The sequence below is a fragment of the Ferriphaselus sp. R-1 genome, assembly GCF_000746095.1.
In the GTDB taxonomy this organism is placed as follows: domain Bacteria; phylum Pseudomonadota; class Gammaproteobacteria; order Burkholderiales; family Gallionellaceae; genus Ferriphaselus.
This window is the reverse complement of sequence record NZ_JQKP01000008.1, coordinates 98,560-119,945: the sequence shown is the minus strand read 5'-3', so window position 1 is coordinate 119,945 and position 21,386 is coordinate 98,560. Positions and strand designations below refer to the sequence as shown.

General features: G+C 58.8%; 22 protein-coding genes, 2 tRNA genes and 1 pseudogene. 18 read left to right on the top strand and 7 right to left on the bottom strand.

Going from position 1 to position 21,386, the window contains the following annotated elements:
• Positions 1-101 (bottom strand): annotated as a pseudogene (locus DM08_RS13165) (IS110 family transposase); the annotation flags it as partial.
• 164 nt (positions 102-265) lie between these two features.
• Between DM08_RS13165 and DM08_RS07720 the strand changes: the two are divergent.
• The 9 genes from DM08_RS07720 (at position 266) to DM08_RS07685 (ending at position 7,145) form a co-directional block, all read left to right on the top strand.
• Positions 266-601, top strand: a complete 336-nt coding sequence (locus tag DM08_RS07720; RefSeq protein ID WP_202593388.1) for a hypothetical protein — start codon at positions 266-268, stop codon at positions 599-601.
• 42 nt (positions 602-643) lie between these two features.
• A complete protein-coding gene (locus DM08_RS07715; protein WP_035384055.1) occupies positions 644-1,291 on the top strand; it encodes a hypothetical protein in 648 nt (215 codons plus the stop codon).
• Positions 1,292-1,410: 119 nt separating this feature from the next.
• Entirely contained in the window at positions 1,411-2,706 is a 1,296-nt protein-coding gene (locus DM08_RS07710) for a HipA domain-containing protein (RefSeq protein WP_035384054.1), read from the top strand.
• Positions 2,707-2,835: 129 nt separating this feature from the next.
• A complete protein-coding gene (locus DM08_RS12870) occupies positions 2,836-3,348 on the top strand; it encodes a hypothetical protein (RefSeq protein ID WP_152555808.1) in 513 nt (170 codons plus the stop codon).
• 300 nt (positions 3,349-3,648) lie between these two features.
• Complete coding sequence (locus DM08_RS07705) at positions 3,649-3,945, top strand: hypothetical protein (RefSeq protein WP_035384053.1); 297 nt, start codon at positions 3,649-3,651, stop codon at positions 3,943-3,945.
• A gap of 31 nt (positions 3,946-3,976) precedes the next feature.
• The gene (locus tag DM08_RS07700; protein WP_152555807.1) at positions 3,977-4,912 is read left to right on the top strand and encodes a hypothetical protein; all 936 of its coding nucleotides are present in this window, start codon (positions 3,977-3,979) and stop codon (positions 4,910-4,912) included.
• A gap of 12 nt (positions 4,913-4,924) precedes the next feature.
• Positions 4,925-6,145 (top strand): YbjN domain-containing protein, encoded by a 1,221-nt coding sequence (locus DM08_RS07695; protein ID WP_035384051.1) that lies wholly within the window; start codon positions 4,925-4,927, stop codon positions 6,143-6,145.
• Entirely contained in the window at positions 6,126-6,680 is a 555-nt protein-coding gene (locus DM08_RS07690) for a cytochrome c family protein (protein ID WP_152555806.1), read from the top strand. The genes DM08_RS07695 and DM08_RS07690 overlap by 20 nt, the downstream gene beginning before the upstream one ends.
• A gap of 3 nt (positions 6,681-6,683) precedes the next feature.
• Positions 6,684-7,145 (top strand): OmpA family protein, encoded by a 462-nt coding sequence (locus tag DM08_RS07685; RefSeq protein ID WP_035384049.1) that lies wholly within the window; start codon positions 6,684-6,686, stop codon positions 7,143-7,145.
• Between the two features lie 64 nt (positions 7,146-7,209).
• Here the strand turns inward: DM08_RS07685 and DM08_RS07680 are convergent, their stop codons facing one another.
• Positions 7,210-7,617 carry a type II toxin-antitoxin system tRNA(fMet)-specific endonuclease VapC gene (locus DM08_RS07680; protein ID WP_035384048.1) on the bottom strand — a complete coding sequence of 136 codons (408 nt, stop codon included), beginning with the start codon at positions 7,615-7,617 and terminating at the stop codon, positions 7,210-7,212.
• The gene (gene vapB, locus DM08_RS13065; protein ID WP_202593387.1) at positions 7,617-7,997 is read right to left on the bottom strand and encodes an antitoxin; all 381 of its coding nucleotides are present in this window, start codon (positions 7,995-7,997) and stop codon (positions 7,617-7,619) included. The genes DM08_RS07680 and vapB overlap by 1 nt, the downstream gene beginning before the upstream one ends.
• A gap of 570 nt (positions 7,998-8,567) precedes the next feature.
• Between vapB and DM08_RS07670 the strand changes: the two genes are divergently transcribed.
• Entirely contained in the window at positions 8,568-8,810 is a 243-nt protein-coding gene (locus tag DM08_RS07670) for an AbrB/MazE/SpoVT family DNA-binding domain-containing protein (protein WP_035384047.1), read from the top strand.
• The gene (mazF, locus tag DM08_RS07665) at positions 8,810-9,148 is read left to right on the top strand and encodes an endoribonuclease MazF (protein ID WP_035384046.1); all 339 of its coding nucleotides are present in this window, start codon (positions 8,810-8,812) and stop codon (positions 9,146-9,148) included. Before DM08_RS07670 ends, mazF begins: the two co-directional genes overlap by 1 nt.
• 364 nt (positions 9,149-9,512) lie before the next feature.
• On the opposite strand, the gene DM08_RS07660 is transcribed toward mazF, so the two are convergent.
• Both DM08_RS07660 and DM08_RS07655 read right to left on the bottom strand, forming a co-directional pair.
• Positions 9,513-9,586 (bottom strand) — tRNA-Cys (locus tag DM08_RS07660).
• Between the two features lie 57 nt (positions 9,587-9,643).
• A tRNA-Gly gene (locus DM08_RS07655) sits at positions 9,644-9,719 on the bottom strand.
• 302 nt (positions 9,720-10,021) lie between these two features.
• Between DM08_RS07655 and carA the strand changes: the two genes are divergently transcribed.
• The 3 genes from carA to greA all read left to right on the top strand — a co-directional run bounded on the left by carA (position 10,022) and on the right by greA (position 14,958).
• Positions 10,022-11,149 (top strand): glutamine-hydrolyzing carbamoyl-phosphate synthase small subunit, encoded by a 1,128-nt coding sequence (gene carA / locus DM08_RS07650; RefSeq protein ID WP_202593386.1) that lies wholly within the window; start codon positions 10,022-10,024, stop codon positions 11,147-11,149.
• A gap of 74 nt (positions 11,150-11,223) precedes the next feature.
• On the top strand, positions 11,224-14,445 hold the full coding sequence (gene carB, locus DM08_RS07645; RefSeq protein ID WP_035384044.1) for a carbamoyl-phosphate synthase large subunit: 3,222 nt from the start codon (positions 11,224-11,226) through the stop codon (positions 14,443-14,445).
• Between the two features lie 36 nt (positions 14,446-14,481).
• Positions 14,482-14,958, top strand: a complete 477-nt coding sequence (greA, locus tag DM08_RS07640; protein WP_035384043.1) for a transcription elongation factor GreA — start codon at positions 14,482-14,484, stop codon at positions 14,956-14,958.
• Between the two features lie 44 nt (positions 14,959-15,002).
• On the opposite strand, the gene DM08_RS07635 is transcribed toward greA, so the two are convergent.
• On the bottom strand, positions 15,003-15,350 hold the full coding sequence (locus DM08_RS07635; protein WP_035384042.1) for a YhbY family RNA-binding protein: 348 nt from the start codon (positions 15,348-15,350) through the stop codon (positions 15,003-15,005).
• Between the two features lie 34 nt (positions 15,351-15,384).
• Here DM08_RS07635 and rlmE point away from each other — a divergent pair, with 34 nt between their 5' ends.
• From rlmE to glmM, 4 genes are all read left to right on the top strand, one after another.
• Complete coding sequence (gene rlmE, locus DM08_RS07630) at positions 15,385-16,005, top strand: 23S rRNA (uridine(2552)-2'-O)-methyltransferase RlmE (protein WP_035384041.1); 621 nt, start codon at positions 15,385-15,387, stop codon at positions 16,003-16,005.
• A gap of 57 nt (positions 16,006-16,062) precedes the next feature.
• Positions 16,063-17,967, top strand: a complete 1,905-nt coding sequence (gene ftsH, locus DM08_RS07625) for an ATP-dependent zinc metalloprotease FtsH (protein WP_035384040.1) — start codon at positions 16,063-16,065, stop codon at positions 17,965-17,967.
• Positions 17,968-18,064: 97 nt separating this feature from the next.
• Positions 18,065-18,883: a dihydropteroate synthase gene (gene folP, locus DM08_RS07620; RefSeq protein ID WP_035384039.1), complete on the top strand. Its 819-nt coding sequence runs from the start codon at positions 18,065-18,067 to the stop codon at positions 18,881-18,883.
• Between the two features lie 13 nt (positions 18,884-18,896).
• Entirely contained in the window at positions 18,897-20,258 is a 1,362-nt protein-coding gene (gene glmM, locus DM08_RS07615) for a phosphoglucosamine mutase (protein WP_035384038.1), read from the top strand.
• A 78-nt stretch (positions 20,259-20,336) separates the two neighbouring features.
• Here glmM and DM08_RS07610 read toward each other — a convergent pair whose 3' ends face one another.
• Positions 20,337-21,323, bottom strand: coding sequence for a LysR family transcriptional regulator (locus tag DM08_RS07610; RefSeq protein ID WP_081908826.1), 987 nt, complete (start codon positions 21,321-21,323; stop codon positions 20,337-20,339).
• Positions 21,324-21,386: the final 63 nt, after the last annotated feature.

The window sequence follows — 21,386 nt, the reverse complement described above, 5'->3', positions numbered from 1 at the left end:
CGCCGCAATTGCTTCCTGACAATCACCTTGCCCGCACGATCCACTCCGTGTATCTGGAATACGTTCTTTGCCAGGTCTATGCCAATACGCGTAATATCCATTTCACACCTCCCTCTGTTGACTGGATGTTTGCTATCTCCAGTCTGGTAGATCTCGATGCCGTATAGGGGGGGCGTCAATTCCATTGCCCTACGTGAGTGACCGAAATCGGCTTGAAGAGCTCCCGCGAGTTTCGCGCGGTTGAGCCGTCTGATAGGAAGGACAGATGTTGAACCTGTATGAAGTTGTCCGTTACGGCAACGATTCGGAGTGTGTCTTTAGCGGCGGGCCGAACGGGCCGGATACGTGTTTTCTGGTGCGGGCGGCTTCGCCGGAAGCGGCTGCGGCGATTGTCGATCCCATCCTGGCCCGGATGTCGCACGAGCGGGTGCGGCCCTGGGCGCACCAGATACACTGGCTGGGCGAGGATCGCAGCACGGGTGAGATAGCGCAGTTGCTCCGGGGGCCGTATGTCGAGCACGCCTACGGCCACAGCTGGCCTACTTGGCAGCGTGGCGACAAGGGCGATGTCTGGGAAGAGAAGAGCCGCTCTGGGGCGTAGTAAACCCAGGCGGGATGTTTTCTTGAGTTTAGGAGCGTGGATATGAAAAAAGCATGGTTGGGGATGGCGGCGGTGTTGGTGGCGGGGTGCGGGTCTTTTCGGGTGGGCGAGGAGTTGGCGACGAACGACCGGGATTATCCGCAGTTGAATTCCGCGCCGCGTCAGGTGCGGCTGGAGGGCAAGTTGTCCGCCGATCTTGAACTCAAGATGCGCGCCCTGTACGAGACCGACAACAAGGAGGGCTGCCAGTATTCGCCGACCCGCATCGCGGGCGGGATGGAAGGGGCGTTGTACGGACTGCAATTGCGCGTGCCGTTGGAAGTGGTGCGTCACGGCGATTCGTACTCGGCGACCTTCATGCCCGACCGCTTCCAGCCGGGGCGCTGCAACTGGCGTCCGGTGCGGGTGGAAGCCTATGCCTACTGGCCGGGCAAGTCCGATCCCGAGGAGGAGCTGATGTGGCGGCGCTACCGGCACCTCCCAGTCGAGGTTAAGCCCTCCCGTTCCGAGGAAAGCTGGGCGGAGAATTCTGCCGACACCCCGGCACACATCAACTGCCGCCGCCGATCAGGCGAATCGCTGGGCTATGACGTGCCATGTTTGGCACAACGGGAGAGCCACGAGAAAGAAACCCACATCCTGAAACCCACCGACCAGCGGGTGGTGGTTAATTTCACTGAGCAGCAGTAGCCGCCAGAATTTATGGCTAAGCTGCTCCTTTAACGCTATTCATGGTTTTATGTATCTTTTATAAAATAATATAATATTCATTGCACTATTGCCAATCTTAGCTATTCACTTTCTAATCCATGTCCAGCCTGAACACCGATCTGCTTTACGGCATTCTGCTTTCTTCCGGTCCACATACGGCGGCGGAGCTGGGCGCGCGGGCGCGGATCAGCCAGCCTTCGGTGTCGCGGGCGGTGCAGGCGTTGCGCACCAGTCGGGAAGACTGGCTGGAGTTTCGCGCCGGGCGCACTATCCGCTATGCCGTCGCCCGCCCGGTGCGCGGCCTGCCGCTGCGCCTGCCGGTGTGGCGGCGAGGCGAGCGTTACGGCGAGCTGATGAGTGTGAGCGGCGGCGGTTTTCTGTTCCTGCCCGTGGCGGGCGGCGCGCAGTATTCGGCTGCGCTGCCCTGGTTCATGCAGGACATGCGGCCGCAGGGCTACATCGGGCGCGCTTATTGCCATGCTCAGGCGGCAATGCTGGGACTACCGGAGGAGCTGAGTCGGTGGACGGAGGTGGACGTGTTGTTTGCGCTGGCGCAGCCTTCGTTCGATGCGCCCGGCAACCTCGAGCTGGGACAAGTGCGGCGCGCGCCGGATTGCCCGGTGGTGACAGCACTGTCCGCTTATTTCGATGCGCTGGCCGAACAATCGGTGGCCGGATCGCAGCCCGGCTCATCAGCCGGGGGCGAACATCCGAAATTCGCTGTGGCGTATCAGACCCCGGCGGGCGAGGTGCGCCCGGTGATCGTCAAATTCTCCCCGTCGCTGGATAACCCGGTGGCTGAACGCTGGCGCGATCTGTTGCTGGCCGAGCATCTGGCCGGGCAAGTGCTGGGCGAGGCGGGTTTTCCGGTGGCCGAAGCGCGCATCGTGCTGGGCGAGACGCGCTGCCACTTGGAATCGCTGCGTTTCGACCGGGGCGAACTGGGCGTGGCTACGCTCGGCGCGGTGGACGATGAATTCATCGGCAGCCGCCGAAGCTGGGCGGCTAGTGCCACCGCGCTGCGCCAATCCGGTTTGCTCATGCCGGAGGCGGAACGCGCCATCGCCACCCTCGAAGCGTTCGGGCGGCTGATCGGCAATACCGATATGCACTTCGGCAATGTGTCGCTGTTTTGGCGCGAAGTGGAGGGTCGTTTCCAATTTGGCCTAGCGCCGGTGTATGACATGCTGCCCATGCTCTACGCGCCGGAAAAAGGCGAGATCGTGCCGCGCCCACTGGAGATACGCGCTCCGATTGCCGCGCCGGGCGATGCGGCGTTGGCGCTTTGGCTGGCGCATGAATTCTGGCAGCGCATCGCGGATGACACCCGGGTATCGCGCTCATTCGCTACCTTGGCCGCCGAAAATGCGCGGCGGGTTGCGATGTGCCGCTAACAGTTACGGGATCAAGTTAAATTGCATTTGCTAAGCGACAACAGATTTATTAGACGGACAGGTGCGTCCGTCTAATAACTTTAAGGTGCACTCGGTTAATAAACTAGACACGTTGAACTTATAAAAATTATGTCCGAAATTGATACCTATAAACATGAATGCCTTGGGATTGTGACCTGCCCATCAGATTATGAAATCGTGCCGGGTAATAATAGTCATCGCTATATCCCAATTTACCGATTAGATGAAGATGCGTTAGATGAGAATGGCGGTGCCACTTGGGGGGCAAAAAAAGGCGATTTGCTTCTCGGGGGGGGATCTGGGGAAAGTGCCGCACTCCGAATTTCTATTCCAGAAACTATATATTTTTTCACGGCAGAGAACTGGAATGCATTTGAGACCTGTGACGAGATCTATCGGGCCTATTGGAGTGCGAATGAGGCCTATATCTACTGTAACGGTTATGCAAAACTAGGCTGGAAACCAACCCAGAAAATAGAAGTATGGTTGGTGGAGCACATATTGGCCTTTATATTTCGGGAATATCCATTAGCCTATGCTAAGTTGTATGGTGCTGAGCCTTTAGAAAAGGACGGCTCTATTTGTCGTCTGCCGACTATTGATGAAAAACCGGTTTGGTAGGGGACCAATCACGAATAACCTAATGCAATCCGCCTTCGGCACCGATTGGGGCAAGGCCGCCCAGCAAGGCGCACGCTAAACGAAGCTGAATCACAACCACTGAGAGGGGCGCGACATGAAACTGAAACTGGCCGCAGCCGCGTTGGCCGCCTTGTTTGCTACCCCTGCCCACGCCGAGCCGAAGGCGGGCGAGGTAGCTTGGCGTGTTCGGGAGCTTGCCCTCTTCTGCGGAAGGGGGCTGCGTAGTGGCCGGATACCCCGCCGTGGCATTTCTCAACCTCAATCAACCGAAAGAGTCTGATGAACGAAGATGACTTTCCGCTGGACTTCGCTGTGCAGATCAAGATTTTGCAGGATGGCAAACTGGCTCAATCCGGGCGTGCGGTGCGGCGTTCTGAGTTGCGCTTTTGTTTCGAACTGACCACCGGCATCGGCTGGCTCGATCTGTGGCGCTATTACGATGCTCTCAGGGAAACGGGCGAACCGCGCTTAAGCGTGCCGGAGCGGGTGTGCCATAGCTACGAGAAATGGGGCGACTGGCAGCAAGAGGTGCTGGAAGTGAAGGTGAACATGCAGCGCGTGGTGGAGCATGATTGAACAGGGAGGTCGGATGGGCGGTCTATCGAGTGTGAAGCGTAGGCGGGGTTCGTTCTTCCGGTGGCCCGCGCCACAGCGGGCCAGGCAGTACGAGATCGCGATCTTGCTGCTTCCCGCCAGTCTGTTGTGGGGGATGGGCTTGATCGTGACCTTGGGGGCTGGGCTGTCGAGGTTCGGTCTGCTTGACCCCGGCAGCTGGAGTCTGTTGCTGATCTTCTGCCTGACGGCGCTGTCGTGGGTGGCCATCTGGCAACTGGCGACGCGCAGACATCGTTACGCCAGTATGGGCGATGTGCCCCTGTGGCTCCGACTTGGCGTGTGGTTGTTCCGAGGGGTGGCCAGCGTGATCGCGCTCTTGCTCCTGGTGATGGTGCTGATGGACGTACGTTTAAAGGATCCGGCACAGTTGCTCGTGGGGCTGGTGCCGTTGTTCGCGCTGATACTGGCCATCGGCCCCGAGGGGTGGCCGATATCGTGGTTAGCCGTATGTCGCCGCTGGATCTGGTGGGGACTGCTTGCCATTACCCTGACGCTGGCGGCTGCGAGTATGGCGGAGGGCGAATCCCTCTTCGTGAACGTATTTTCCATCCTGTTCGCGGGAAGCTTAGTGTTGGGGCCGTTGGCGCTGCTGGCAATCGACCTGGCCATGATCGAACTGCGCAGCCTGGAGCCGCCATTCGAGCCGCCCGTGGCGGAATGGTTGCCCGATGGAACGATGCACGCGATGCCGATCCCGGCGGATGCTTTTAAAGTGGGCGAGCAGGTGCGCTGCACCGACGACAGCGACCGGCCCTCACTGCGCGGCGACCTGGCGGAAGACTGGCGGCGCTTAACACGCGGCGCTGTCTATACCGTGAGGGCGGTGAATGTGCAGCGTTTCCACACCTGCCTGCGGCTGAACGAAGTGGCAGGGACGTTCAGCTCCGTCCGGTTCGAGCGCGTGGGTGGCGTGGAGCCGGAGGCATAAGAGGCCAAACTCATGGATCGTGCGGATGAAACATTGACTGCGGATGAAGTGGCTGCGCTGTTATCCGGGTTGAATGAGCACGCCGGGGAGTTGCGGCCCGGCTCATTGAGCGAGGCAGAAGCCTGTGTCTCGGCAGGTCAGTATGCCGAAGCTTGGGCCTTGCTGGACGGGATGTTGGCCGATGAAGCGCTTGATTCTGGTATGCGCGAAGCCGCGTCCATGTTGCTGGGACAGGCGTTGACGGCGGAATTCACCCCACAACTTGCCACGCGCCATCCGGCGGGTTCGCGCTCGGAGCTGCGTTTGACCAGCAGCTTGTTGGCCTGGCAGATGCGCCAGTGCAAAACCATCCAGCCCTTGATTGATGACGAGGCCGTGAGTTCAGTCACCCATCTGCGGGATGAAACAACCGGCATTGCCTGCGAGTGCCGGATACAAGAGCATCCGGCCTTGATTCGTCTCCGGTTCGTGGCGGGCGAGGTGGTCGAGCCGTTGCGTGAACAGATGCTGGTCTGGCTCAATCGCCTGAACCAGCGCTTGCCTGTGGGGTGTTTGACGCTGGATGCCGATACCGGCGAGATGCGCCTGCAAGCCAATTTCTGTTTCCTGAATGCGCCTTGCCTGCCGCAGCATTGGGAGGCGATCTGGCAAGCCAGCCTCAGTGTGATGAAGCAGATTCAGCCATATTTGCACCGGGCTGGTCGCGCGGAGGAGGGTAGGGATGAACTCCCGGTAATCGCTTTGCCCAATGGCGGGAAGTCGATCCCCGCGCCGACGCAGATGTTGGCTGGAGTTCAGCACGCTAGTGGTGCCCCGGAAACTGAACGTGCGGCGATGCAGGTCGAGTACGAGATTTCGACGGAATGGGGCTACTGCGGGCCGAGTTACCGCTGGGTGGGCGAGTTGGTGGCGCATGATGCGCCGCCGCGCTTGGAGTTGTGCCTTCGATTGCAGCAGCACACGATCCCGCCTGAAAGACTCCCCAGCGTGTTGGCATGGCTCAATCGCCATAACGCCTCGGCCCAACTGGGCAGCCTGTTTCTCGACGAGGTGCACGGTCAATTGATGGTGCGGCATAGCTTACCCGTCTCCGGCGCGGTCTTGCTTCCAGCGCATATCGAGCCACTGACGAGCCGAACATTCGGCCTGCACCTGATGATTCCGCGAGCAGCGCACATGGATGCACTAGGGGCCAACCAAGAACGATATGAAAATGAAGCCAATGACAACTGAACGCGAAGACTTGCGCGGTGAGTGGTATCGGGAGTTCGCGCCGCACTTATCGGCGGGAAAGCCGCGCCTGCCACTGATTTTCTGGCTGGGCATGGCGCTGTATGCCCTGTGGTTTCTGCTCTATCCCTACCTGTATTTTTCCCTGCCGTGGACGGCGGGCTATAGTCGCGGTTTCGGCGGCGTGGATGAATGCCGACCGTGGGCTAAGGTATGCGAGCCCACAGCGGCGCAAGTCGAATTGGAAGCCCAGCGTAACAAGTTGCTGGGGCGGGTTGCCGCACTGCCGCTGGATGAGTTACCCAAGGATGCCGAATTGGCTGATTTCATTCGCCGCGCCGCGAGCGTGCCCTATGCCGAGCAATGCGCCACCTGTCACGGCAGCACAGCGGGCAAGCGCCCCTTGCCGAGCGATGTCGCAACCCTTTATCGTGGCATCGTCATGCCTACGGCGCATCCCTTTGGCCTGAGCCAGCGGCAAACTGCCGTGAGCGCCAAAATGTTGGCGGTGTATGCCCATTTATTGACTCAGGAGTAAATCATGCTGCGTCCATTGTTCGCGTTTATCAGTGTTGTCCTCACGCTTGCCCTGCCTGCCCAAGCCTGCGACCAGGACGTGGAGCTCGACCGCATGCTCCCGGCCGTCGCCAAGTTCAATCGCGACGAGACCACCCCATACAACAAAGAAGAGATCGGCGAGCGCATTCGGCACATCTGCCACTATTTGGGCGAGCACCCGGATGTGGTCGTCGTTGTGCGGGGTTATACCGACGCGCGTGGCAGCAGCGAACACAAGCTCGCCATTGGACACATTTATGCCGAGTGGATGAAGAAGCGCATGATGCTGCAAGGGTGTGACATGCGCAAAATCACCACGATGAGCTTCGGCAAGGATAAGGCGCATGAGTCAGATACCGAAGGCCTGGCACCAAACCGAGCCGAGATTTTGCTGAAACGGGCAGCGCCACAGACCGACGACACGGCAACCCTTAACGACAAGTAGCAGTCCGGCACCGATGCTCGTGTCCAGAAAAAAGAACGGGGAGGGGGCAATTCCGGCTGTGTGATCAGGCGGCCCAATTCTCAACCTGCAGTCCGTCCACCCGAATAAATTCTCGCTCATTGTTGGTTACCAGCACCCACCCCTCGGCCCTGGCATGAGCAGCCAACCACAGATCATTGTTGCCAATCATCTCCCCTCGTTGCTGAAGGGATGCTCGAATTTGCCCATAATGTTCCCCCACAGCTTCAGTCAATGATGCTACTTGCATCACCGATTCCAATTGAGAGATCACGGCCAACGCTTTTTCACGAGACTGACTCTTTTCCGCTCCGAATCTTAGCTCTCCCAAGGTCACTACAGACATCACCAGTTCGTCAGCCGTGTGCTGGGAAAATCGATCTCGTACCGCAGGTGGATTATGTTTGGCAATATAGAGGCAGATGTTGGTATCCAGCAAGTAGCGCACCGCCATCAGAGCGCCTCTCTATCTTGAGGCAGAGTATCTTCCCGTCCCTGCGCCACGGAGTCTTCCGGCAGCTGACTCAGAGCATTGAAAATACTTAGGGCACTACTGGGGTGCTCCCTCAGTACCACCTCGTTACCCCTTCGAAAGATCTCAACCTGAGCCGAAGAAAATCGAAACTCCTTCGGCAGACGAACTGCTTGGCTATTACCGGATTGGAACACGCGGGCGTAAGTCATGATTGTCTCTATTGAAAAAGATATACGCCAAGTATATACCCTGGTAAATTGCCGTTGCAACAATGGCGCATCAGCAATGATGCGATCAAAGAAGTGACCTCTGCCGTCAATCAAAAACTTCAACGATTTAAGCGGCAATCGGTGTTGCATAGTATCGTTGCGTAAATTGTGCCGGCGATAGAAACGTCGGCCTTTTCTGCTTCCGCTGCCGGTTGTGGTCAAATCACTGCGACGAAATTCGGCGCGACATTCAGGATTTGCCCGGACTGGTTAAAGCTTCGACACGGTTAAGCAGGCTAGTCCAGTCTGCCCACTTCTATTGGGCTGATGTGTACGATTTACAAAGTGCAGTGTCTGCACAGCAGTTGGCGTTCGGATTGAAGAGCGATGCTCAGCCGAGAACACCGAGCCGCAATGGGTGGGATGGTTGCTGCCGTCGGAGAAATGGCAACTTTGCTCGGCTATGCTGACAAGCCAATCAGGGCAGTGAGGCAACTCACTTCGTCACGTGTAGGAAATCAATCAGCAGCATGGGTGCTCGGAGTTTTGCTCCTGTTGCGACTGAACGACATCCGGAAATAACAAACGAACTGGGAGCGACTTAAAGCAAACGGAAGCGCGCTCATTGCGCACGGATGTTGGTGGTTATGTATAAACATAGTTGACACATATCGAGCGAGTTCCTAGACTGCGAACCATTGCAACTTTCGGAGTAACTTCATGGAAGTCATCGTAAAGAAATGGGGTAACAGTGCTGCTGTTCGTATTCCTGCTGCCGTCATGGCTGCCGCTCATTTGGATCTGGATCAGTCGGTCGATGTGCGTGAAGAGCAGGGGCGCATCGTCATCGAGCCAGTGCGGCGCAAGGTATATAAATTAGATGAGTTACTGGGCGGCATCACGGCTAGCAACCTCCATCAATTGATTGAGGCAGGTGAGCCAGTTGGCAAGGAAGTCTGGTAATGGCAACCAGATTCGTGCCGGATGCGGGCGATATCGTTTGGCTTGAATTCTCACCGCAGCCAGGGCACGAGCAGGCTGGACATCGCCCCGCACTGGTATTGAGCCCCGCCTCCTATAACGGAAAGACAGGCACGATGCTGTGCTGCCCGATGACAACTCAAATCAAAGGATATCCCTTTGAGGTTGTTGTTCATGCCCAAGGAGTCAGTGGAGCGGTGCTGTCGGACCAAGTTAAGAATCTCGACTGGCGTGCTCGCAAGGCCACACCTAAAGGCAAGGCCACTGCCGAGGAATTGGACGAAGTACGTGCGAAAATCTCCGCACTGCTCGGGGTGTAATCTGTAAATCGGGTGGTTGGCAGTGTCACCGCTTTGTCACGTGAGGCTCTTGCAAAACCTAGTGTCTGAGAGGAATTAACTGCAGATAAAGAGCAAAAACAGGTAGGAGTGGGCGGCCATTGCTGGCAAGAATAAGGTTCTGAACAGCCATGGAATCTATGGTCGAGTATTGGGTGTTCTTGAAAGATGTTCCTGCCAATTAAGCAAGGTTGAGTCGTGAGTGTTTGAAGTTTCGATCAAGCCACAAGCCAGACTAACCGATGGATTTTTGCTTTATGTTGAAAAAATTGCTTACACGGCGCTTACACAGCACGCGAGCCCTGAAAAATCAGGAAGAAGTGTCATTATAACTTGTTGATTTATTTGGAGGCGCGAGCCGGAGTCGAACCGACCTACACGGATTTGCAATCCGGTGCATAACCGCTTTGCTATCGCGCCGCAGAAGGTGTTGCCAGAAAAACTTTTGGGAAAGCTTTTACGCTTTCCCAAGTGATTTGGAGCGGGAAACGAGACTCGAACTCGCGACCTATACCTTGGCAAGGTATCGCTCTACCAACTGAGCTATTCCCGCATTTGCTGCCCCGCATCAGCGGAGTGCGCGCATTATAGGGATTCCCAAAAATGTGTCAAGAAAAAGTGAGTATAAATTTTTTGCTTGCGGATTCTGGCTGGAATCTGGGGTGTGGGGCTGTTTGGATCGGGCTGGGGGGCTCAGGTTTATCGGCCTGGCCCCATGATGGGGCAGATGATGCACCATGATCGAGGCAGGCTGCGTTTGATAGTGCATTGCGCTTCCGGTATAATCCGCACCCAGTTCAAAGCGGGATAGCCATCGGTTGGTCCCGCTTCTTTATGTCTTCTTGGGAGTCTCCGGTGCCGCAAACGAACCCTGCCATTCTTGTGCTTGCCGATGGAACAGTGTTTCGCGGTATTTCCATTGGAGCCGAGGGTAGTAGCGTCGGCGAAGTGGTGTTCAATACCTCGATTACCGGCTATCAGGAAATCCTCACAGATCCGTCTTATTGTAAGCAGATCGTCACGTTGACCTATCCGCACATCGGCAACGTCGGCACGAACGATGAAGATGTCGAGTCGCGTCAGGTGTTCGCCAGCGGACTCATCATTCGCGACCTCTCCATGGTCGCCAGCAACTTCCGCAGCAATCGGTCGCTGTCCGATTACCTCAAGGCCAACAATGTTGTGGCCATCGCCGACATCGACACCCGCAAGCTGACGCGCATCCTGCGCAGCAAGGGCGCACAGAACGGCTGCATCGCTACCGGCGACAACGTCGAAGCGGCGCTGGCGGCAGCGCGCGGCTTTGCTGGTCTGGCCGGGATGGACTTGGCGCAGGTCGTTACCGCCGATGCACCTTATAAGTGGACCCAGCGCGAGTGGCAATTGGGCGAGGGCTATGGTGAAGTCGTCAATGCGAAATTCAAGGTCGTGGCTTACGATTTCGGCGTGAAGCGCAACATCCTGCGTATGCTGGCCGAGCGCGGTTGCGATATCACCGTGGTGCCCGCCAAGACTCCCGCCTCCGACGTGCTGGCGATGGCGCCGGATGGCGTGTTTCTGTCTAACGGCCCCGGCGATCCCGAGCCGTGCGACTACGCCATCGAGGCGGCCAAGGTGTTCATGGACAAGAGCGTGCCGCTGTTCGGCATCTGTCTGGGGCATCAGATCATGGGCTTGGCCTCTGGTGCCAAGACCGTGAAGATGAAGTTCGGCCATCGCGGCGCGAACCATCCGGTGCAGGACGTACAGACCGGGCAGGTGATGATCACCAGCCAGAACCACGGTTTCGCGGTGGATGCGACGACGCTGCCGGCCAACGCGCGCGTTACTCACATCTCGCTGTTCGACGGTACGCTGCAAGGTTTCGAGCTGACCGACAAGCCCGCGTTCTGCTTCCAGGGTCACCCGGAAGCCAGCCCCGGTCCGCATGATGTGGACGGGTTGTTCGACAAGTTTATTGGATTGATGGAAAAACAGTCTTAAGACGTGAGACGTAAGTCTTAAGTTAAACCGACTTTCAACTTACGTCTTACGACTTGCGACTTACGACTGAATTTATGCCAAAACGTACAGACCTAAAAAGCATCCTCATCATCGGCGCAGGCCCCATCGTCATCGGTCAGGCCTGCGAGTTCGATTACTCCGGCGCGCAAGCCTGCAAGGCGCTGCGCGAGGAGGGCTATCGCGTCATCCTGGTGAACTCGAACCCGGCCACCATCATGACCGATCCGAACATGGCCGATGCGACTTACATCGAGCCGATCACTTGGCAGATGGTCGAGAAGATCATCGCCAAGGAGCGCCCGGACGCGATTCTGCCGACCATGGGCGGGCAGACTGCGCTGAACTGTGCGCTGGACTTGGCTAAGCATGGCGTGCTGGAGAAATACAAGGTCGAGATGATAGGCGCATCGCGCGATGCCATCGACAAGGCCGAAGATCGCGAAAAATTCAAGCAGGCGATGACCAAGATCGGCCTGTCCTCGGCCCGTTCCGCCATTGCGCACTCGATGGAAGAGGCGCTGCAAGTGCAGCAGGTGATGGGCTATCCGACCATCATCCGCCCCTCGTTCACCATGGGCGGTTCCGGCGGCGGCATCGCTTACAACCGCGAAGAGTTCATGGAGATTTGCGAGCGCGGCCTGGAAGCCTCGCCGACCAAGGAACTGCTGATCGAGGAATCGCTGCTGGGCTGGAAGGAATACGAGATGGAAGTCGTGCGTGACCGCGCCGACAACTGCATCATCATCTGTTCCATCGAGAACCTCGACCCGATGGGCGTGCACACCGGCGACTCGATTACCGTGGCGCCGGCGCAGACGCTGACCGACAAGGAATACCAGATCCTGCGCGATGCCAGCTTGGCTGTGCTGCGCGAGATCGGCGTGGAGACCGGTGGCTCCAACGTGCAATTCTCCATCAACCCGCGCGATGGCCGCATGGTGGTCATTGAGATGAATCCGCGCGTGTCGCGTTCGTCTGCCTTGGCTTCCAAGGCCACCGGCTTCCCCATCGCCAAGGTGGCGGCCAAGCTGGCCGTTGGCTATACGCTGGATGAACTCAAGAACGACATCACCGGCGGTGCCACCCCGGCCTCATTCGAGCCTACCATCGACTACGTGGTCACCAAGATTCCGCGTTTCGCGTTCGAGAAGTTCCCGCAGGCCAACGACCGCCTGACTACGCAGATGAAATCCGTCGGTGAAGTGATGGCCATCGGTCGCACTTTCCAGGAATCGTTCCAGAAAGCTTTGCGTGGTCTGGAAGTTGGTGTGGATGGACTGGACTCCAAGTATCAGGACCGTGATGCCATCGCTGCTGAACTGCGCAACCCCGGCCCCGAGCGTATCTGGGCAGTCGGCGATGCGTTCCGTCTGGGCATGAGTGTGGACGAAGTGTTCGCCCTCAGTAGCATCGACCCTTGGTTCCTGGTGCAGATCGAAGACCTGCTCAAGCGCGAAGCGCAGCTTTCCGGTCGTGCGCTGGATAGCTTGGGATACGACGAACTGCGCGCGCTGAAGCGCGTCGGCTTTTCCGACCGTCGTCTGGCCAAGCTGTTGGGCACCGATGCCGCCGCCGTACGTGCGCGCCGTGTCGAGCTGAAAGTGCGTCCGGTGTTCAAGCGCGTGGACACTTGCGCCGCCGAGTTCGCCACCAACACCGCCTACATGTACTCGACCTATGAGGAAGAGTGCGAATCGCAGCCGACTAGCAATAAGAAGATCATGGTGCTGGGCGGCGGTCCGAACCGCATCGGCCAAGGCATCGAGTTCGACTATTGCTGCGTGCATGCCGCGCTGGCGATGCGCGAAGACGGCTATGAGACCATCATGGTCAACTGCAACCCCGAGACCGTCTCGACCGACTACGATACCTCCGACCGCCTGTACTTCGAGCCGCTCACGCTGGAAGACGTGCTGGAAGTGGTCGATGTCGAGCAGCCGGTCGGTGTGATCGTGCAGTACGGCGGCCAGACCCCGCTGAAGCTGGCACACGGCCTGCACGCGGCGGGCGTGCCCATCATCGGCACCTCGGTAGACATGATCGACTGCGCGGAAGACCGTGCGCGCTTCCAGTCCATGCTGCGCAAGCTCAACCTCAAGCAGCCGCCCAATCGTACCGCCAGCACGGTGGCCGAGGCCATCGCGGGCGCGGCCGACATCGGCTATCCGCTGGTGATGCGCCCATCGAACGTGCTGGGTGGTCGCGCGATGGAGATCATCCACGCGCAGCCGGACCTGGAGCGCTATATGCGCGATGCCGAAGAGATGGCCAAGGATTGGCCGGAGCGCCTGCCCATCCTGCTCGACCGCTTCTTGAATGACGCGATCGAAGTGGATGTGGATGCGGTGTCCGACGGCCAGCAGGTCATCATTGGCGGCATCATGGAGCACATCGAGCAGGCGGGCGTGCATTCCGGTGACTCGGCGTGTTCCTTGCCGCCGTATTCGCTGTCCTCCGCGATGCAGGACGAACTGCGCCGCCAGACCGTGGCGATGGCCAAGGAACTCAACGTGGTCGGCCTGATGAACGTGCAGTTCGCGATTCAGGGCGAGCATGTCTACGTGCTGGAAGTGAATCCGCGCGCCTCGCGCACCGTGCCCTATGTGTCCAAGGCCACCGGCGTGTCGCTGGCCAAGGTCGCTGCGCGCTGCATGGCCGGTCAGTCGCTGGCCTCGCAGGGCGTGACTAGGGAAGTGATCCCGCCGTACTACTCGGTGAAGGAAGCGGTATTCCCCTTCATCAAGTTCCCCGGTGTGGACGTGATTTTGGGGCCGGAGATGAAGTCCACCGGCGAAGTGATGGGCGTGGGCGCGACCTTCGCCGAGGCTTTCGTCAAGTCGCAACTGGCGGCCAGCGTCAAACTGCCGTCGTCCGGCAAGGCCTTTATCAGCGTGCGCGATGCCGACAAGGCGGGTGCAGTTGAAGTGGCGCGTTCGCTCAATGCACTGGGCTTCACCGTGCTGGCGACACGCGGTACGGGCTCGGTCATCCAGGCGGCTGGAGTGCCGGTGACGATGGTGAATAAGGTGGCCGAAGGTCGTCCGCACATCGTGGACATGATCAAGAATGCTGAAGTCAGCTTCATCGTCAACACTGTGGACAGCAAGCCTTCGGCGATGCGCGACTCCTATTCGATTCGCCATGCTGCGTTGCAGGGCCGGGTGACTTATTACACCACCATCGCCGGAGCTCGCGCTGCCTGTATCGGCATGCGTCATCTGGATGAGCTCGATGTTTATGACGTGCAGACATTGCACACCCGCCTGATCGCCTGATCGGGCGGGTTTTAACCGAATCTGTAAGGAAGTAGTATGAGCAAGGTTCCATTGACCGTGTTTGGCGCAGAGCTATTGCGTCAAGAACTGCATAATCTGAAGACGGTGGAGCGTCCCTCCGTGATCAACGCGATCTCCGAGGCGCGCGCGCAGGGCGATCTGTCCGAGAACGCCGAATATGATGCCGCCAAGGAGCGGCAAGCCTTCGTCGAAGGCCGTATTCAGGAGCTGGAGTTCAAGCTGGGCAGCGCACAGGTCATCGATCCCAAGACCATCAATGCCGACGGGCGTGCCGTATTCGGTGCCACGGTGATTCTGGAAGACGTGAACAACGGCGATGTGGTGACTTATCAAATCGTCGGCGATGACGAAGCCGATATCAAGAAATGCAAGATTTCGATCAGCTCACCGATCGCTCGGGCCCTGATCGGCAAGTACGCAGGTGACATCGCCGAGGTGCAGGCACCGGGCGGCGTACGCGAGTATGAGGTCGTGGAAGTCCGGTATATCTAGGAAGGGCAGCACGTCGCTGGTGTTGAACCAACGACGTGGCTGACTCAGCGATTCGCCAGTTGTTTCTTGGTCAAAGGCTTCTTGTCGCGGCGCGGTGCCTTTTTGATCGGCATGGTGGCATCGAGGTTGGGCTTGTAGATCACCAGCATCTTGCCGATCTGTTGGACCGGGGCCGCATCCAGCTGTTCGCAGATCTGTTCCATGATGGCTCCGCGCACGGCACGGTCGTCGCCCATGACGCGCACTTTGATGAGTTCGTGGCTTTTCAGCGCGATGGCCGTTTCCGCCAACACCGCCTCCGTCAGGCCGGCATTGCCGATGAGGATGACCGGATTGAGCGCATGAGCGCGGGCTTTGAGTTCGAGACGTTGTGCAACGGTAAGACTTAGCATTGAGGGACTCCTGAAGGGAGTCGCATTCTAAACGATGAAGCGTTCCAAAACCAGCAAGCAGTGGATGTCCGAGCATGTGAACGACCCTTATGTGCAACTGGCGCAGAAGGAGGGCTATCGTTCGCGTGCTGCGTACAAGCTATTGGAGATAGACGAGAAGGATAAGCTCATCAAGCCGGGCATGATCGTAGTCGATCTGGGTGCTACGCCGGGAGGCTGGTCGCAGATCGCAGCCCGCAAGGTGGGTGACTCGGGCAAGGTGATCGCGCTGGATCTGTTGCCCCTGCATCCCATCCCTGGTGTCGAGTTCATTCAGGGCGATTTTCGTGAGGATGAGGTGCTGGCGCAGCTAGAGCAGGCGCTAGGCGGTCGGCAGATCGGTCTTGTGATTTCCGACATGGCCCCCAATATCAGCGGCGTGGGCGTGGCAGATCAGGCGCGTGCCATGTACTTATGTGAGTTGGCGCTGGACTTTGCGGCTCAGCATTTGAAACCGGATGGCAGTTTTCTCATCAAAGTATTTCAGGGAGCGGGCTTCGAGGAGTATCTGAAGGCCATGCGCAGCCGGTTCGCCAAAGTCGTTTCGCGCAAGCCGAAAGCCTCGCGTGACCGCAGCAGCGAAGTGTATCTATTGGGCATGGGAAAACTTGAGTAATCCGCCCAGTCGTAGTCTAATGAGTGCCCGGTAAATCTAGGCCGGTAAGGAGCAAGCTTGAATAATCTGTTCAAAAGTATCGGAATCTGGATGGTCGTCGCCTTGGTGCTGATGACCGTGTTCAATCAGTTCAACGCGCGCCAGCAGTCCACGGCGCAAAGTCAGTTGGACTATTCCGAATTCATGAAAGAGGTCAATCAGGGCCATATCACCAAGGTGACCATCGAGGGGCGCGTGCTGAAGGCCGTCACCAGCGATGGCAAGCGCATCTCCAGCTATGCGCCTACCGATCTGTGGATGGTGTCCGACCTGCTCAAGAATGGGGTCAAGATCGAAGCCAAGCCGGAAGAGGAGCAGGGCTTCTTCACGCAATTGTTCATCTCCTGGTTCCCGATGCTGCTGCTGATCGGTGTCTGGGTGTTCTTCATGCGCCAGATGCAGGGCGGCGGCAAGGGCGGCGCGTTCTCGTTCGGCAAGTCGCGTGCGCGCATGCTGGACGAAGCCAAGGAGCGCGTCACGTTCGCCGATGTGGCCGGCTGTGACGAGGCCAAGGAAGAAGTCTCCGAACTGGTCGATTTCCTGCGCGATCCGGGCAAGTTCCAGAATCTGGGCGGTCGCATCCCGCGTGGCGTGCTGATGGTCGGCAGCCCCGGTACCGGCAAGACCTTGCTAGCCAAGGCCATTGCGGGCGAGGCCAAGGTCCCGTTCTTCTCCATTTCCGGTTCCGATTTCGTCGAGATGTTCGTCGGCGTGGGCGCGGCTCGTGTGCGCGACATGTTCGAGCAGGCCAAGAAGCAATCGCCTTGCATCATCTTCATCGACGAGATTGACGCGGTCGGTCGTCAGCGCGGTGCCGGTCTGGGCGGCGGCAATGACGAGCGCGAGCAGACCTTGAACGCCTTGCTGGTTGAGATGGACGGTTTCGAGGGGGCCAGTGGCGTGATCGTCATCGCTGCAACCAACCGTCCTGACGTATTGGACGCCGCCTTGCTGCGCCCCGGTCGTTTCGACCGTCAGGTGGTTGTGCCGCTGCCCGACATCCGTGGCCGCGAGCAGATCCTGATGGTGCATATGCGCAAGGTGCCGTGTGCGCCCGACGTGAACGCCAATATTCTGGCGCGCGGTACGCCTGGCATGTCTGGTGCCGATATTGCAAATCTGGTGAACGAGGCTGCGTTGTTCGCCGCGCGGCGCGGCAAGCGCTTCGTCGAGATGGACGACTTCGAGTCGGCCAAGGACAAGATCTTTATGGGTGCCGAGCGCAAGACCATGGTCATGCCGGAAGAGGAGCGCCGCAATACCGCGTATCACGAATCCGGTCACGCCGTGGTCGCCAAGCTGCTGCCCAAGACCGATCCCGTACACAAGGTCACCATCATTCCGCGCGGTCGCGCCTTGGGTCTGACCATGCAGCTGCCTTCGGAAGATCGTTACAGCATGGACAAGGAGCGTCTCCTGTCCACCATCGCTGTGCTGTTCGGTGGCCGTATCGCGGAAGAGATCTTCATGGGCCAGATGACCACCGGCGCATCCAACGACTTCGAGCGTGCCACCGACATGGCCCGCAAGATGGTCACGCAGTGGGGCATGTCTGAAGCATTGGGTACCATGGTGTATGCCGAGAACGACGGTGAGGTGTTCCTGGGCCGCTCGGTCACTACCCACAAGAACATCTCCGAGGCCAGCATGCAGAAGGTCGATGCCGAGATACGCCGTATCCTCGACGAGCAATATGCCTTGGCGCGCCGTCTGATCGAAGAGAATCGAGACAAGATGGAAGCGATGACCAAGGCGCTGCTGGAATGGGAGACCATAGACGCGGACCAGATCAACGACATCATGGCCGGTGAGCCTCTGCGCCCGCCCAAGCCGTCACAGTCGGTGGCCAATCCCCAGCCGCCCAAGGACACCCCTCCAGCCGCACCCGCCGCGACACCCGCTGCACCGGCCCAGGAAACCTGATCCGGTTCTGAGTGCTGAGTATCGAGTGTAGAAATGCACCTCGCACTCAGCACTCAGCACTCAGCACTCAGCACTCAGCACTCAGCACTCAGCACTCATGCCTTTGCATTGCGGCCAATTCAAACTTGACCTTTCACGCCCCTTGGTCATGGGCATCGTCAATGTCACCCCGGACTCCTTCTCGGATGGCGGGCGTGGCGCGGATGCTGCTCTGCGGCATGCCTTAGAGCTGCTGGAACAGGGAGCCGACATCCTCGATATCGGCGGGGAATCCACCCGTCCTGGAGCGGCTCCGGTGAGTGAGCAGCAAGAGCTGGACCGCGTCTTGCCGGTACTGGAAGGGCTGCGCGGCGTGGCGGTGCCACTTTCCATTGATACCTATAAACCGGTTGTGATGCGCGCGGCTCTGGCCGCCGGTGCGAGCATGGTCAACGATGTGGATGCATTTCAGGCTGACGGCGCGTTCGAGGCGGTGGCGGACAGCGGCGCGGCGCTGTGCGTGATGCATCGCAAGGGTAGTGCGCAGACCATGCAGCTACAGCCGAGTTACGAGGATGTGGTAGCGGAAGTGATGGCCTTCCTGCACGGGCGTATTGTGGCGGCGCAGCAGCACTGCATCGCCCGGGATCGTATCGTGGTCGATCCTGGTTTCGGTTTCGGCAAGACGTTGGAACACAACCTCACCCTGTTGCGGGAGCTGGATGCCTTATCCTGCCTGGGTGTGCCGGTGCTGGCCGGAATATCCAGAAAGTCCATGATAGGTATGCTGACCGGACGTGATGTCGAGCAGCGTGCCTTTGGCAGCGTGGCGGCAGCACTGATGGCGGTCGAGCATGGGGCGCGTATCGTGCGCGTGCATGATGTGGCGGGAACGGTGGATGCCCTGAAAGTGTGGCAGGCGGTGAGGCAGGATTAACGAGCGAGGGGTCATGAGCAGAAAGTATTTCGGCACGGATGGCGTGCGTGGCAAGGTGGGCGATTTTCCGATCACGCCCGAATTCGTGATGCGCTTGGGATATGCCGCCGGCAAGGTGTTGGGGGAGGCCGACTGGCATTTGAGCAAGGGCGAGCGCCCCGCCGTACTGATCGGCAAGGACACGCGTATCTCCGGCTACATGCTGGAATCCGCGCTGCAGGCCGGGCTGATCGCGGCGGGCGTGGATGTCTATCTGGCCGGGCCGGTGCCGACACCTGCCGTGGCCTATCTGACCCGCGCCTTGCGTTTGCAGGCGGGCATCGTGATCTCGGCCTCGCACAATCCGTTCGACGACAACGGCATCAAGTTCTTTTCCGGCCAGGGCACCAAGTTGCCGGATTCCATCGAACTGGCCATCGAAGCCGAGCTGGATAATCCCATGCAGACCAAACATTCCGACGGTCTGGGCAAGGCCAAGCGTATCGACGATGCGGCGGGGCGCTATATCGAATTCTGCAAGAGCACGTTCCCCAACGATCTGGACCTGCGCGGTCTGAAGATCGTGGCGGACTGCGCCAACGGCGCGGCTTACCACATCGCGCGCCATGTGCTGCACGAGCTGGGGGCGGATGTGGTTGCTATCGGAGTGCAGCCGGATGGCAAGAACATCAATGCGGGAGTCGGTGCCACCGCACCCGCCGCCCTGTGCAAGACCGTGGTGGAGCAGGGTGCCGATCTGGGCATCGCCCTGGATGGCGACGGCGACCGGCTGGTGATGGCCGATGCGAGCGGCCAGCTCTATGATGGCGATCAACTGCTCTACATCATCGCGCGACACCGCCATGCGCAAAGCCAACTGAAGGGCGGGGCGGTCGGTACGCTGATGACCAATCTGGCGCTGGAGCTGGCGCTCAAGGAGATGGGAGTGCCGTTCGCCCGAGCTAAGGTTGGTGACCGCTACGTGATGGAGCAGTTGCTGGAGCGCGACTGGCAGATCGGTGGCGAGAACTCCGGCCACATCATCTGCCTGGACAAACATTCCACTGGCGACGGCATCGTCTCCGCCTTGCAGGTGTTGCACGCCTTGCGTGCGAATGATGAGACGCTGGCGCAGGCGGGTGCGGCTCTAACCTTGTATCCGCAAGTGCTGGTGAACGTGCGTATTGCCAAGAAGGTCGATTTTGCCAACCATGCGGCGATCAATGCCAAGGTGGCTGAGGCTGAGTCAGCTTTGGCCGGACGTGGACGAGTGTTGTTGCGTCCCTCCGGCACCGAGCCGCTCTTGCGCGTGATGGTCGAGGGCGAAGACGCTACTCTGGTCAGGCATTGGGCTGAGGCGATCGCCCAGATCGTCAGGGATGTCGCCGCCGCATAGTTTCAAGCGGGCACGCCGGGAAACGTCTGATCGCCCAATCGGATACGTTCGACGAATCTCAATCTGCCGGGCACCGCATCAGGTCCGTTGACCTGGGTCCTCGCCCCAGTAGGCTAAGCTGCCATTGCTCCGGCGGATCGACTCCAGTCCTTGCAGATATTTCTCGGCGAACAGCACACCTTCCTGTTTCAGGAACGAGAGGAAGGTTGTGCCCACCACACTCATCTGGCGGTTCTGCGGATAGGCCAGATAAAGGTGCCGTTTGAGAGGGAAACCCTCTACATCCAGAATGGCGATGTCGTCACTGGTCCGGTCTAGAACCAGTGCATGCGCGGATAGCGCCGCGATCCCCAGTCCCCCTGCCACAGCCTGCTTGATGGTCTCGTTGCTACCCAGCTCCATGCGGACCTTGAGGCTCACACCGCGTTCCTTGAAGAACTGCTCGACAGCCAGTCGCACACCTGAGCCAGCCTCGCGCATGATGAACGACTCTCCTGCCAAGGCAGTGGGAGGGATGCTGGTCTGTCTGGCCAAGGGGTGGTCGCTGGGTGCGAGTATGACCAGCGGGTTCTCCAGAAACGGCTCGAAGACCACGTCCGGATCATCGGAAGGGACTCCGAGTACGTAAAGATCGTCGAGGTTTTCCGCCATCCGTTCCAGAACCCGCTCGCGGTTGGTGACCTTGAGTTTGACATCGATGCCGGGGTAGCGCTGGCAGAATTGTCCCAGCAGACGGGGGATGAAGTATTTCGCCGTGGTGATCACGGCCAGACTGAGCTTGCCCGCCTTCATACCCTTGAGATCGGATACCAGCATCTCGTAGTTATCCAGGTCATCGAACACCCGTTTGCAGACCTTTTGCAATTCCCTTCCAGCCTCCGTCAGATACAGCCGTTTGCCTATCTGTTCGGTCAACGGCAGGCCGACCAACTCAGTGAGTTGCTTGATCTGGATGGATACCGTCGGCTGGGTGAGGAACAACTCTTCGGCTGCGCGTGTCACGCTCAAGTTGCGCGCCACCGATTCAAAGACCTTCAATTGTCGGAGTGATGCATTGCGGATCATGTCTGCTCCCTAGTTTGATATATAGACTTTGGTCTATGCATACTATCAAAAAATACAATTATT

Excerpts from the sequence above, each read along its gene's own strand:
- DM08_RS07695 (WP_035384051.1), top strand. The coding sequence starts at position 4,925 with ATGGATCGTGCGGATGAAACATTGACTGCGGATGAAGTGGCTGCGCTG.
- vapB (WP_202593387.1), bottom strand. The coding sequence starts at position 7,997 with ATGCAACACCGATTGCCGCTTAAATCGTTGAAGTTTTTGATTGACGGC.
- DM08_RS07705 (WP_035384053.1), top strand. The coding sequence starts at position 3,649 with ATGAACGAAGATGACTTTCCGCTGGACTTCGCTGTGCAGATCAAGATT.
- greA (WP_035384043.1), top strand. The coding sequence starts at position 14,482 with ATGAGCAAGGTTCCATTGACCGTGTTTGGCGCAGAGCTATTGCGTCAA.
- folP (WP_035384039.1), top strand. The coding sequence starts at position 18,065 with ATGCCTTTGCATTGCGGCCAATTCAAACTTGACCTTTCACGCCCCTTG.
- DM08_RS07690 (WP_152555806.1), top strand. The coding sequence starts at position 6,126 with ATGAAGCCAATGACAACTGAACGCGAAGACTTGCGCGGTGAGTGGTAT.
- glmM (WP_035384038.1), top strand. The coding sequence starts at position 18,897 with ATGAGCAGAAAGTATTTCGGCACGGATGGCGTGCGTGGCAAGGTGGGC.
- mazF (WP_035384046.1), top strand. The coding sequence starts at position 8,810 with ATGGCAACCAGATTCGTGCCGGATGCGGGCGATATCGTTTGGCTTGAA.
- carB (WP_035384044.1), top strand. The coding sequence starts at position 11,224 with ATGCCAAAACGTACAGACCTAAAAAGCATCCTCATCATCGGCGCAGGC.
- DM08_RS07685 (WP_035384049.1), top strand. The coding sequence starts at position 6,684 with ATGCTGCGTCCATTGTTCGCGTTTATCAGTGTTGTCCTCACGCTTGCC.
- DM08_RS07715 (WP_035384055.1), top strand. The coding sequence starts at position 644 with ATGAAAAAAGCATGGTTGGGGATGGCGGCGGTGTTGGTGGCGGGGTGC.
- DM08_RS07710 (WP_035384054.1), top strand. The coding sequence starts at position 1,411 with ATGTCCAGCCTGAACACCGATCTGCTTTACGGCATTCTGCTTTCTTCC.
- DM08_RS07610 (WP_081908826.1), bottom strand. The coding sequence starts at position 21,323 with ATGATCCGCAATGCATCACTCCGACAATTGAAGGTCTTTGAATCGGTG.
- DM08_RS07670 (WP_035384047.1), top strand. The coding sequence starts at position 8,568 with ATGGAAGTCATCGTAAAGAAATGGGGTAACAGTGCTGCTGTTCGTATT.
- DM08_RS07680 (WP_035384048.1), bottom strand. The coding sequence starts at position 7,617 with ATGGCGGTGCGCTACTTGCTGGATACCAACATCTGCCTCTATATTGCC.
- rlmE (WP_035384041.1), top strand. The coding sequence starts at position 15,385 with ATGAAGCGTTCCAAAACCAGCAAGCAGTGGATGTCCGAGCATGTGAAC.
- DM08_RS07635 (WP_035384042.1), bottom strand. The coding sequence starts at position 15,350 with ATGCTAAGTCTTACCGTTGCACAACGTCTCGAACTCAAAGCCCGCGCT.
- DM08_RS07720 (WP_202593388.1), top strand. The coding sequence starts at position 266 with ATGTTGAACCTGTATGAAGTTGTCCGTTACGGCAACGATTCGGAGTGT.
- DM08_RS12870 (WP_152555808.1), top strand. The coding sequence starts at position 2,836 with ATGTCCGAAATTGATACCTATAAACATGAATGCCTTGGGATTGTGACC.